General features: G+C 34.4%; 11 protein-coding genes. 1 reads left to right on the forward strand and 10 read right to left on the reverse strand.

Annotated features, from left to right (window positions below; translation table 11 throughout):
* Window positions 1–238 precede the first annotated feature (238 nt).
* Complete coding sequence (locus ACQKOF_RS19465) at window positions 239–1552, forward strand: short-chain fatty acid transporter (protein ID WP_427560561.1); 1314 nt, start codon at window positions 239–241, stop codon at window positions 1550–1552.
* A gap of 294 nt (window positions 1553–1846) precedes the next feature.
* Here ACQKOF_RS19465 and ACQKOF_RS19470 read toward each other — a convergent pair whose 3' ends face one another.
* From ACQKOF_RS19470 to ACQKOF_RS19515, 10 genes are all read right to left on the reverse strand, one after another.
* Entirely contained in the window at window positions 1847–2662 is an 816-nt protein-coding gene (locus ACQKOF_RS19470; RefSeq protein WP_427560564.1) for a Gfo/Idh/MocA family protein, read from the reverse strand.
* A gap of 26 nt (window positions 2663–2688) precedes the next feature.
* Window positions 2689–2868, reverse strand: coding sequence for a hypothetical protein (locus tag ACQKOF_RS19475; protein ID WP_427560567.1), 180 nt, complete (start codon window positions 2866–2868; stop codon window positions 2689–2691).
* Window positions 2869–3333: 465 nt separating this feature from the next.
* Complete coding sequence (gene tnpA / locus ACQKOF_RS19480) at window positions 3334–3807, reverse strand: IS200/IS605 family transposase (protein WP_427560569.1); 474 nt, start codon at window positions 3805–3807, stop codon at window positions 3334–3336.
* 506 nt (window positions 3808–4313) lie between these two features.
* Window positions 4314–4613, reverse strand: a complete 300-nt coding sequence (locus ACQKOF_RS19485) for a SemiSWEET family sugar transporter (protein WP_427560572.1) — start codon at window positions 4611–4613, stop codon at window positions 4314–4316.
* 44 nt (window positions 4614–4657) lie between these two features.
* The gene (locus ACQKOF_RS19490; protein WP_427560574.1) at window positions 4658–6832 is read right to left on the reverse strand and encodes an extracellular solute-binding protein; all 2175 of its coding nucleotides are present in this window, start codon (window positions 6830–6832) and stop codon (window positions 4658–4660) included.
* 58 nt (window positions 6833–6890) lie between these two features.
* On the reverse strand, window positions 6891–7670 hold the full coding sequence (locus tag ACQKOF_RS19495; protein WP_427560577.1) for an inositol monophosphatase family protein: 780 nt from the start codon (window positions 7668–7670) through the stop codon (window positions 6891–6893).
* A gap of 2 nt (window positions 7671–7672) precedes the next feature.
* Window positions 7673–8545 carry a glycerophosphodiester phosphodiesterase family protein gene (locus tag ACQKOF_RS19500; protein WP_427560580.1) on the reverse strand — a complete coding sequence of 291 codons (873 nt, stop codon included), beginning with the start codon at window positions 8543–8545 and terminating at the stop codon, window positions 7673–7675.
* A gap of 58 nt (window positions 8546–8603) precedes the next feature.
* The gene (locus ACQKOF_RS19505; RefSeq protein WP_427560582.1) at window positions 8604–10313 is read right to left on the reverse strand and encodes an ABC transporter permease; all 1710 of its coding nucleotides are present in this window, start codon (window positions 10311–10313) and stop codon (window positions 8604–8606) included.
* Between the two features lie 9 nt (window positions 10314–10322).
* The gene (locus tag ACQKOF_RS19510) at window positions 10323–11336 is read right to left on the reverse strand and encodes an ABC transporter ATP-binding protein (RefSeq protein ID WP_427560585.1); all 1014 of its coding nucleotides are present in this window, start codon (window positions 11334–11336) and stop codon (window positions 10323–10325) included.
* 77 nt (window positions 11337–11413) lie between these two features.
* Window positions 11414–12469, reverse strand: coding sequence for an extracellular solute-binding protein (locus ACQKOF_RS19515; protein ID WP_427560588.1), 1056 nt, complete (start codon window positions 12467–12469; stop codon window positions 11414–11416).
* Window positions 12470–13228: the final 759 nt, after the last annotated feature.

Consider the following 13228-nt stretch of genomic DNA (forward strand, 5'->3'; position numbering starts at 1 on the left):
TCTCCTAATTTTCTACTAATCCTTCTTCTTAAAAACATGTAGACAAATACAATAGCGATAAGACTTTGTTATGATTTCGATAATATTTAATTACGCAATCTCCGAGATAACATCCATCAATTTATTTCTACATTACGTTCTATTTATTGTACTTAATACTTATTTTATCTTTATTTATTCATTTTTCTATGTACAATTAGCGATAAGGGATGGCAGAAAAGGAAGGGGGATTTCCAACATGAAAACGTTAACAAGAATTTCAAATACTATCATGGAAAAATATTTACCTGATCCATACATTTTTGTCACTCTACTCACAGTATTGACGTTATTATTAGGAGTTGCATTAACAGATTCTTCTCCGCTTGATATGGTGATCTATTGGGGAGATGGTTTTTGGGAACTATTAGCATTTACAATGCAAATGGTGATTGTCTTAGCTGCTGGTCACATTTTAGCGAATAGCCCTGTCTTTAAAAAAGGATTATCAGCCATTGCAAGTAAAATTAAAACACCAAGCATGGCAATTATCATTGTTACATTCGTATCACTAATAGCCTGCTGGATTAACTGGGGATTTGGACTTGTAATTGGTGCCCTCTTTGCAAAAGAAATTGCTCGTCATGTTAAAAAGGTAGACTATCGTTTATTAATTGCTAGTGCCTACTCAGGCTTCGTTATTTGGCATGGTGGATTAGCTGGCTCAATTCCGTTATCCATTGCGACTGAAGGTCATAAGTTTGCTGACATTATGGGTATCATCCCAACAAATGTTACACTCTTTTCAACATATAACTTATTTATAGTCATTGTTATAGTCTTCACTTTACCGTTGTTTAATCGTTGGATGATGCCAAAGGAAGAGGATACGGTTGAGGTTAATCCTTCTTTATTGGTGGAAGAAAAAACAGAGTTGCCTAAGCCCGAAAACAACTTTGCCAGCCGCTCTGAGCGTAGTTATATTTTAACGATTTTAATTGCTATTATCGGACTTGTATATTTAGTACATCATTTTAATACGAAAGGCTTTGTTCTTGATTTAAATGTGATTAATACGATTTTTATTGTGCTAGGCATCATTTTCCACGGGACACCACAGCGTTTCCTTGTTGCTGCACAAAATGCTATTAAAACAACAACAGGCATAGTTTTTCAATTTCCGTTTTATGCAGGTATTATGGGCATGATGACCGCTTCTGGGTTAGCTGCTGTATTCTCAGAATGGTTCGTTAATATTTCCAATGAACATACCTTCTATTTGTTTACATTTTTCTCAGCGGGACTTGTTAACTTCTTTATACCGTCAGGCGGTGGACAATGGGCGGTACAAGCTCCTATTATGCTAGATGCTGCAACCACTTTAGGTGCCGACTATGCAAAAACCGCTATGGCTATCGCGTGGGGTGACGCTTGGACGAATATGATTCAACCATTCTGGGCACTACCAGCCCTTGCAATCGCTGGCTTAAAGGCTAGGGATATAATGGGCTTCTGTCTATTTATTTTAATATTCACAGGCGTTATTATAAGCATTGGCTTCCTTTTCTTCTAACTAACTATGGAATGTTTAAACTTCACGGAATGTATATCCGTGAAGTTTTTATTTCCCCTTTGAAAAGTTAAAAAATTTAGCCGTAAAAAAAGCCCTTCGTCTTTTATCAAGACCTAAATTGAAAAAAATATTAATAAGTCAAAGGACATAACATATTTTATATGCACTAATATGTTATGTCCTTTTTATTCCACTAACGCCCCCGTTAGCCATCCATGAAGCGCAAAAATAAGCACTTCACCACAGAAAATGAAAGATGATTAAGTTCTTTCATGGGAGTTGAAGAAGATTTTTTTACACATCAAATATTTTATCAATTACTACTTGGTTTTCGTGACCATCGAATATAGTCGGTAAATCCTCATCAATTCGGTTGTAAACAATATAATCATAGACTCTTTCTAAAAATGGGTAAAATGCTGGATAATAAGCATTTGCCTCGTCTATTAGATGGACAGGACCTATTCTTTGTTCAACATTTATTACTTCTAGTTGTTCATTTGCTTTTCCAAACAACAAAGTTTTATCATTACTTAAGCTTATTGTACCTTTACTCCCAAATATCTTTAAGTTAGAGCCAAATCCGTGATTAATCCCTGATAAGAGTTGAAGAGAAAAAGTAGTATTATATTTCATCTTTCCGCGAATAAAAAACGCATCATCTGCATCTCTATATTCTCCTGCTCCCATTGGAACGTGAGTATATACTAAGCCGTTTACATTTTCTATTTCATCCGCTGTTAGCCATCTCAAACAATCTATCATATGTGCACCTAATGCACCTAGCATTCCTCCAAATTTTCGCTTTTCCCCCATCCAACCTCTTTTATTTGAAATAAGATGTTGGTATTGCGGGCTTGAAATATGGTATTCGAGATGAATTAGCTTCCCAATAGAATTGTTAACGATTAATTCTTTGATTTTTTGACGCATCGGAAAATACCGCCATTCAAAATCAATAATAACCTTTGAATTATTCTGTTTTGAAAGCTGCAATAACTCTTTAGATTCTTTACTATCCCTTGTAAAAGGTTTTTCACATACAACATTTATTCCTCTTTGTAATGCGTATTTCACCATTTCAAAGTGATAAATTGGTATTGAACTCACAAATAATAACTCAAGCTCCTCCTTCTCTAACATATCCATCCAATTTTAAAATAATGAGTAGGAGGATTTTCACCACTTAATAATTCTTCAGGTAATTGATGACGCTTCATAGTGCTAACAGCAGTAATTTTCATCATAGGATGTATTTTAATGATAGGGGCTTGAACTTTTAAACCAAAACCGCCTCCGATTATTCCAACTCTCATATATAAACCTCCTTTATACTACTGCTGAATTCACTTCTCTTTTTCACTATAAAAATCCTCTAAGATTTTAAGAAGTTTATTGTAACCTACAATTCCTTGTTAAATGTAGCTTTGTAATAAAGTTTGATCAAAAATATCTCACAAACCAGCATTTTTCTATAAATAAAAAGACTCCATTTAAAAAAAAGATTGATCGAAATGAAGTCTTATATTATAATACTAAAATTGATTTTATAAAAAAGATTGATTATTTTCTTCCTATGTTGTTCAACAATCGCGCCCGAATGTGGAAGATCACTTAGCTTCCATTAGCTAGTTTAGTTCAATTACTTCAATCAGAACCACCAGTATAACTGGTGGTTTGCTCTGCGCGTGAAACGCTGGGGGACTGGCCCATGTCTAAAGACATTCTGAAAGGTCTGCCAACCGCACTCCGTTTCCACACAAACCGCTAAAGCGGCTTACTTATTTTTTCTTTCTCTTAATTTCCTCTCCTGTGAACGGGTCTATGAATTCTTTCATTGTCATTTGATCTTGCAAGATATCTTCCTGTAATTGATTTTTTATATACTCCTGTATCTTTTTCTTATTCCGACCGACTGTATCCACATAGTATCCTCGACACCAGAATTGACGGTTACCATATTTATACTTTAAATTCGCATGTCGATCGAAAATCATTAAACTGCTCTTCCCTTTTAAATAGCTCATGAACGCAGATACACTTAATTTTGGTGGAATGCTTACCAACATATGAATATGATCTGGACATGCTGTTTCCTCTATGATTTCTACACCTTTTCTTTCACATAATTGGCGTAATATTCTTCCTACATCGACTTTAATTTGACCATAAATAATTTGTCTTCTATACTTTGGCGCAAACACGATGTGATACTTACAATTCCATGTTGTATGCGCTAAACTTTTATTATCCATTTTTGGAGGCTCCTTTCGTACGAAGTCGGTTGACCAGACCTGACTTGATTGTACGATTGGAGCTTTTTTGTTGTCCATAGCTAAAAGCTTTCCGGAACCCCCTGCACAGCAGGGGGTTTTCAAAGCATACAACAAAAGGGCATTAATCCCTTGTTGGATCAACGCCCAGTAGTTTAACAAATGGCAGTTACATAATTTGAGTATCCACTCTTCGTGATTAACAATAAAATTTTTTATAGAAAGGATTGCAAAATAAGAATAGACCTCTGCATTGGCTAATAGACATTCATCATAAATCAAGCTAATATTCAGTTGCTTCTTAGGTTCTATTTCATTCTCCTTTAATGAATTAATTTCCATAGTCAACAATAAAATAAGCCATTTTCTACTAACTTGACCCGATAGTTTAAGTGCAATTCTTCATAATAACTTATAAAGTTTAACTTAATCCGTTGTGATTTAGCTAAAAGTAATTCCAAAATAAAAAAGATCCGTACTCATTCCTCTCAAGAGGAATGAGTATAGATCTTTTTAATATATATTTTTTTGTTTTGTATATGGTTTTTAAGGGTTAGGATAAGAATGATTATTGTTGGTACAAAAGTAATGATATTTGTTAATAGAATGGCCAAATCATTAATCATCAGTCCATAGATGATCCAGATAAACACTCCAATTGTACATAAGCTATACATCGGTAGAGAGATATCTTGCGTTCTATTTGTTTTAATGACTTTGTATGCTTGCGGAATAAACGAACAGCTAGTTAATAGCCCAGCAAATACTCCTAATAATGTAATTGACATAAATCCCCTCCAAAATATTTGATCATGCAAATCGAAAACTCACCCTAAACCTGATTGGTCAACATTTCCTTCTTTTCCTTCAATTCCATATTTATGTTTTCTACATATTTTTTAAACTGAGGTTGATCTTCTGTTAATAGTTTTAGTATATGTTTTCCAATGATTTCTTCCGTATGTTTTAAATCGATTCTCTGACCATTTTCAAAAACAGTCTCTCGCTTTCCATTTATGATTGTTTTTTTCGCTTTAGCAAGCCATGGATACATCGTTCTGACAACAGAGTTATTCGAGAGAAAATAACTTGCCGTATTGCCACCTAGTAAATTGATTTGTTCCGAAATTTCTGGACTGTTGAGCCAAGTAAGAAATTCAATGGATGCTTCCACATTTTTAGTTGATTTCGTTAGCCCTAAAATCCCTCCACCAAGCAAAGGTGTGTTCCCTGGAACATCGGCAATTCCAATTGAACCCTTAATATTACTTTGAGAGACAACAGACAAATGGTTCATAAATCCAATCACCATTGCCGATTTCCCTTTATTAAAAGCCTGTACTTCCTCTCCCCACCAATTCGAGTCAATGACCAGAGAATTCCTGTAATAATCATAAAGTAACTTCATAGCATTGATCGCTATTTCTGGGTCTAAATGAATATCTGTGCCAGTGAGAAGATCACCTTTTAAGGAATAATACCTGAGCAAATATTCAGCTGCAATGGTCTCAAAGTTTCCTGAAATCATGGACGCACCAGTTAATTCTTTTACTTGGTCAAAGTCGCTCTCATTGAAAAATGTGATTATTTCGTTATATTTTTCAAATGTCGTTGGAATTTTAAGTTCTGATTTGGTTTTTTCAAAGTATTTTCGCTTTACGATGTCATTTTCAAAAATATCTTTCCTATAAAATAACATCTGAATACTGATGTCAAACGGAACAGCATATGCAGTATCATTGATATTGACATAAGCATCTTTGATAAAGTATGGCAATGCTTCAATAAATGCATCTATTTCTACTTCCAATCCTCGCAGTGGGCGGTAAATTTTCTGCCCGTACCAAGAATAACCAGCAATATCCAATCTTATAATATCAAAGTCTTTCCACTTTTCGTCGTCCTCAATGATTTGAAAAACCTCATTATAGGATTTTATATCAAGATGTACGATGCAGTTTGTATTCTTTTCAAAATGCGTAATGACTTTTTTTAGCGCATGCGTTGCTGGTGAATCAATGGTAAGAATCTTAATCTCTGATTGAAAGTTTTTATATCGATCTGGCTTCATTAGAAATCCATAATTGGGATAAACGTTGGAATGACTTTTATCTTTTAAATTTATCGTTTGAATGATATTTTTCACGACTCGTTCACCTAAATATCCAAAATCCTGAAAATAGTACATCATTTCATTACTATGCATGTTTTTTAATGGTCCGAGCGCAATAATTTTTGGTAATTTTTTATTTGAAGCATAATGAAATGCTTTAATCAATAATTGTGCTTTAGAGACATTTGTTACAATGATACAGTCAAAGGACGATTCTAAGACTATTTTAAACGCATTTTCATATTCATGGGATAAAGTAGACTGATATACAGTAATATCTCGATTATCTAAATTCTCCAACAATGCATTTGTAAACTCATGCTCATTCGTAAAATTGTCTTTTCCAGTAAACAAGGCAATTTTTCCGGTAATATGTTGATCAATAAGCGTTGCAATATCAATCCCAGCCTGATTAAAATCAAAAGTTATAAATTCCTGTACATTGGCTAAATTCCTATTAATAAAAATGATGTCACTTTTACTAATTGGAATATTCTCATAATACTCATTAGCATCATGTAATGCAGAGACCGTAATAATGCTAGCTGGACGCTCTTTAATAATTTCTTTAATAATTTGCTTTTCCTTTATTGGATTGTCATAAGTACAGTACAGCCTTATCTGATAATCTATGGAACTTGCTTCTTTTAAAGCATACTCGTAAAAAATAGAGTATTCCTCTAATGCGAGGCTAGGTAATATCATAATAATAGTTTGGCTTTTTCCGGAACGAAGCAGCTTTGCATTATTATTTAGATTGTATCCTAATTTTTCAGCCGCATTTAAAACAAGTTCCATTTTTTTTGAACTGACATTTCCTTTGCCGTTTAAAACATTGGATACTGTACCATGTGATACGCCTGCTTCTTTTGCTATATCCAATATGGTCACCATCAATTCCACCACCTTTAAATTCTAACAATCATTTTTATCTATCTTACGTTTTCAAGTGTTAAAATTCTTTAACAATTGTTAAAAGGTCCTCGTATGCAGCCTTATTGGAAATTACCCAATTTCCTCCTTTCAAATAATTGACATCACTTCCATCAAATTTGGATACACATAGCCCTAATTCTTTTGCGAAAATTCGCTGAGCCGCTATATCCCAAGGGCCCGCTATCGATGCTGCAAATGCAGCAAACTTACCCGTTATCACATGAATGCTGTCAATACCGCCACAGCCAAAATATCGGATATCGAAGGCGTCAGTAGCCAACCTTTCCAAACTTGCTTTTCCATACCAGTTCCGTACATCAATAGAGACAAGTCCCTCCTGTAAAGAAATAGCTGGTGGAGCAGGTAATTTACTATTGTTTAAGAAAACACCTTCATTTTCTATCGCGTAATATAGATTCTTATTCATTACATCATAAATATAGCCTAATTTTCCAATATCATTTTCGTAATAGGAAATAAGGATACAAAAATGATCCTGTTGTTTTACGAAATTCGCCGTCCCGTCAATCGGATCGATTACCCATACATGTTCCCTATTCGTATCTTTGAATTGTTCTGCAGACTCCTCACCTAAAATCTGATGAGTGGGATAGTACTCCATGATTTTCTGGATAAAGAAATCTTGTACACTTTTATCCATATTTGTAACTAAATCGCTGAAGTTAGATTTTGTCTCAATTATTAATTGTTCAGTAAACGACTCACGTATCATATTCGCCGCTTCTTCAAGCCATATTAAAACATGGGCATGGGTATCTTGGATATATTTATTCATATTCATCCTCTTTTCATTTTCTTACTAATTTCTTGTCTATACTGATTTAATAGACTTGGCCAATCGGTTTGAATGACGTCGCACCCTTTTTCAATAAGTTTCCCCCAACCATAATCAGGCCCTTTTATGATGGATTGGTCATCATCATACTTTGCATACAATACATCCTTATCGTTCAATACGATTGCATTTAGCCAAATAAATAATCCCTTTTCTTTAATACCGCGGATGATACTATCTTGAAAGAATACACTATCCGTGTCCTTTGCAATTAATTCCATGCCTGTCAAATTGATAGTCTGATAGCTTAGAACCTCGTCTATTTCTTCTAATTTTTTTATAATCGGCATGTACGGATACTTTATAGGGTGTTGTTCCAAAATAGATAGGCAACTTTGATTCACTGGGGATTTTAAAATAATTTGATCTGCCATGTCAAACTGATCTAGGAAAGGAAGCAATGTCTCCCAATCATCCCAAGAACGGTCTAAATTGAGGAGCATACCACTACCTTTTAAGTTCGTTAAGACATTTTCTAACTTTTCTAATTTATAATTGACAACTTGTCCGATATTATTTCGATAGTTTAAAGACTCAATGAAGACAGAATCCATTTCCCTGATATTTTTTTCCTGTCCCAGAAGCCTGCGCTCATTTCCATCATGGAATATGTAAAATTCACCATCACTTGAGCGAACCACATCAATTTCTAATATATCTGCACCGGATTGTATCGCTGCATAAAAAGCAGGGAGCGTATTTTCAATTATATTTCCCATGCTACTACCACGATGGACAGCAATTAAAAAGGGCTCCGATCCTAATTTCTCATTTAATAATTTTGTCGTATCATTGTTGTTTTTGTTCCCAATCATGATGTACCTCCATTTTTTGTTTCCACAATTGCTATTTCATTTCATCGAACTTATCGTGTTATTTTCCTGCCTTTGTTCCTCGGCCATAAACAAGGTAAAGAACAATACTTGAAATGGCCATTAATAGTACCGTATAGACAAAGGTTAATGCTCTTGTATCCTGTAACGCTTCTGGTGATGTACTGTTTTGTATCGTAATTCCTAATGTCTGATAAAATGGATGACTTAAAAACATCGATAAATTATATTCATCCAAAGTTGAATTGAATGTTAAGGCAACTAATGCCAAAGCAGAAGGTAAAATAATGGGCAATAACACTTTAAAGAAGGCCCTTATATTGCTTGCTCCTAAATTCTTTGCCGCTTCTTCCAATGAAGTGTCTATGGAATAAAAGGACGCTTTTAACATTCTTAATACAAAAGGAATTTGAACAATAATATAACCAATTAATAATATGCCTACCGTTCCAGTTAGTACTTTGTTAAACATTACTGCATTTGGAATGCTATATGTAATGATCAGACCCATCGCAATTAACACGGAAGGTAACATCCAAGGAATATGAAGAATATATTCGAGAATCGCCGTCCATCTGTTGTTATGCTTCTGAATTAATCGTGCAATATATAGGATCAACCCTACAACAATGATGGCAGTGAGTGCTGAATAAATGATACTCACAAGGAAAGGTTGGTAAGCACTTGCGTTGGTAAATACCGTAATATAGTTTTCTAATGTAAAACTGTCCCATGTTAATTTACCTGTAGTAATCGCCTTGGAATCAGTAAACGAAAATATAAAGATCAGAACAACTGGCAGTGTATAGAGCACAAATAATACATATGCCATCATGTGAATTATGACATTGGCAAAGTTATTGTTGATCTTTTGTTTGATCAAACTTGTTTTTACTTTTGAAACGGACATATAGTTCCCCTTAGATTCTACCTTTGTCATGATTGCAAGTAGAATCATCGAAGCTAACCCTAGAAAAATAGCTAAAAGGGCTGCTAAATCTCTAGAACTGACTATACCGGAAAATGTTAAAATCATCGGTGTAATCGTTTGGAATTCTCCTCCGACCACTTTTGGTGCTGCAAATGCCCCTAATCCGCCGATAAACTGCAAAATAGTCAAGGCAAAAATAGTTGGTTTTAAAACGGGAAGAATCACCTTTCTTATAATTTGAAAGTCAGTTGCCCCCATATTTCTTGCAGCTTCAATCGTTTGATAGTCTACCTTTTGCAAGGCATTTAATAAGAAGATGACATAATTTGATGTACTAGAGAAAGTCATAACAAACAAGACAGCCCAAAATCCCTTAAACCAATGCGGGTTCATATCCGGAAAAATGGCTAGCAAAACATTGGTTACGAGTCCTACATCGCCATAAATAAATTGATAACCTGCTACTAATACGATTCCTCCATAGATTAAGGTTGAATAATAGCCAAACCGTAGAAACTTCATTCCCTTAATTTCAAAATAACCCATGATAAATACTAGAAACAGACCAACCATATTCACTGTTATAACCACAGCAATTGCTAAAATAAAGCTGTTCCATAAGCTTCTCATTGCACGTTCAGATTTCATCAACTTTTCAAATGGCTCTAACGTAAAGCCTCCATCCTGGAAAAACGTTGCGATTAATAAATTGATATTCGGGTAAATAAGAAAGGCGATACATAGCCACGATAATACAATTCCAATAGTAAGGAGAAATAGGTTATTGTTTAATTTATACTTATTTTGTATTTGCATCATGTCCACCTTCTAATAAGTTAAAATATCTGATGTTTGAAATGCGATTCTTTTTTTGCTTCCCACTTCATAATCGTTTGAATTATCTTCCGTTTCCATATTTGCGATTCGTTGATTACCTAACTCATAAATGACTTTAGAAGAAATGCCGTGATACTCTTTTTCAACAATTTCTCCTTCTACTATCACATCATATTTTTTGACATCGACATTTTTAGTTGTCACTTTACCTGGTCTGATATATGCTTTTTTAGACGGATCGATCTCTACATTACATTCATTTTTTATTCGCTGTAAAAATGATGGCTCTAAATAGTTGTTGTCTCCAATAAAATTACAGACAAATTCTGTTTTCGAATGATCAAATATTTCCTTTGGTGTTCCAACCTGTTCAATATTGCCTTTGTTAAATACTGCGATTCGGTCGGACATTGTTAATGCTTCTTCCTGATCATGTGTAACATAAATGGACGTGATTCCGAATTGCGACTGTAATTTTTTTAATTCTCTTCTAAGCTGTTTCCTTAGTTTGGCATCCAAGTTCGATAACGGTTCGTCAAGCACAAGAATTTTTGGTTTCAATACAAGAGCCCTTGCAATGGCAACCCGTTGCTGCTGTCCACCTGATAAGTCAGATACTTTTTTAAAAAGCTGTTCTTCATTTAAATCTACTTTCCTGGCTATTTCCCTAACTTGTTTATCTACTTCATCTTTTTTGTATTTTCTTAATTGAAGTCCAAATGCTAAATTTTCATATACATTCATAGTTGGAAACAGTGCATAGCTCTGAAATACCATACTTATTTCACGGCGTTCTACAGGAATATCGTTTATTCTCTCTCCATTAATTAGGATGTCGCCATTTGTTGGTTTGATAAATCCAACTAAACTCCTTAGCGTCGTTGTTTTCCCACATCCTGAAGGTCCCAGAAGTGTAAAAAACTCACCTTCTTTAATTTCAAGATTTAAATTTTGAATGGCTATGAAATCATCAAATTTGATTTGAATATTTTTGAATTCAATCATCTTATTCCCTCCGCTAGTACTAGAAAAGTGAACCTTGGTTTTCAACAAAAAAACAAGGCCAATTATTCTTATAAAATTTATTGAATTTCTAAGGTGATTTTTTCAATCCAAGCGTCAATATTTTCAGTAATGAATTCCCAATCCATATCTTGTTTCGTCACAGATTCATGTAATGCTTTTACCTCTGGATTAGCTGATTTAGCTGCCTCTATATTCGTTGGCATTGAGTTAAATTCTTTTGCCCATTCTGCTTGTACATCAGCACTTCCAAACCAGTTAATAAATTCTTCTGCAACCCCTTTTTTCTTCGTTCCTTTCACAATTGCAACTTGTTCTGTAACATAGGGTACACCAATTTCAGGTGATACAATCCCTGCTTTCACACCGTATTCTTCTTCTCTTTGTTGAATTCCACTTGAGAACATTTGACCGAATGGAGTCGTTCCATTTGCTAAGTTTGCATAGAAAGGAGTACCTTCTGTCGCAGGAGTACCATTGTCAAAGAATTTCTCAATTTCCTCCCAGCCCTCAGCCGAAATACCAAGTTCACCATTTGGATCCTGGTGACGTACTAGAATACCAGCAATGACGGTTCTAGTTGTGTCCCCTCCTAAATTAGTCGGTACTTCATATAAACCGTGAAATGCTTTATTTTCCCATAATTCCGGCCAGTCAGATGCAGCCGTTTCTTCTGTATATAAGTCAGAATTATAAATCAATAGAATAGCTTGTTTTACTAATGAATGATAGTAACCTTCAGGGTCGCTTGTTCCCGCTTCTACTTCGTCTGCCCAAACAGGAGTGAATGCTTCCAGAACACCTTCATTTTTTAATGCGATATAGTTCATTTCATTTAATCCGTAAACAACGTCTGCAATTGGATTTGCTTTTTCTACAATTAATTTATTGCGAATGTCTCCTCCACCAGCTTCAACGATTTCAATTTTAAATCCTTGTTCAGCCGCTTTTTCCTTCAGCCAGTCTCCACGACCATCTGATCCGGAGTTTGTATAAATTACTAGAGATTTATCTTTTCCTTTCGCAGCTCCCTCAGAGGAATCTTGATTCCCTCCACAAGCTGTTAAAACCAAACTAAAAACAAGTGCAACGATTAGCAACCACGTTTTCTTCATGAAAAATGTTCTCTCCTTTATTTTTGAACGTGTCAATTTTGTCTTGCATGGTTATTATATAAGCAGATTTATTTTAAAACAATACGATTTACGGAGTCTTTAAAATGTTAATACATGCTTTACAAATTGAAAAAAATGTTGAAAATAAGGATAACAAATAGGGGTTTTTATATTATTCGAACGTGTCAAATTAAGGTTTTTCTGTTTTGTAAACGTTGTAAAGTTCTTCATTTATCTACCTTTATCTGCCAATGATACAATCCAGAATTTCACTGTGGAAAAAGCTCTTATATCAAAGATTGAAGCTCCTTTTGCTAAGATAACACCCTGATATTAACTTCATACTACAATAATCTATCTAGGCCTAATTTTTGCATATTTTAATAGACTAACCTAGATTCTTATAACCTTGTATTGTGTAACACGATTTCAAAACATACAAATTAATTGATATACATAATCGTATTTGTGATTTGTGATATAGATTGACCTTTGATCCAACAAAAATAGAACGTATTTTGAAAAAAGATTAATCAAAATACGCTCTTAATATATACGGTAAAATATTCTTATATGACGGATTGTAATATTAAGTGCAACACCCCGAAGTCAATATAAAGGAAGCCCATAACGACCTCGTGTAGAATGTAGTTACCACACCAACATTCAAACGGAGGAATCGTTATGAGCTATACCCATCTTACCATATCAGAACGTGTAAAAATAGAAACATACCTGGAACTTGATTATTCGATTCGT

Source organism: Lysinibacillus sp. NPDC093190 (assembly GCF_050280425.1).
Classification (GTDB): Bacteria; Bacillota; Bacilli; order Bacillales_A; family Planococcaceae; genus Lysinibacillus.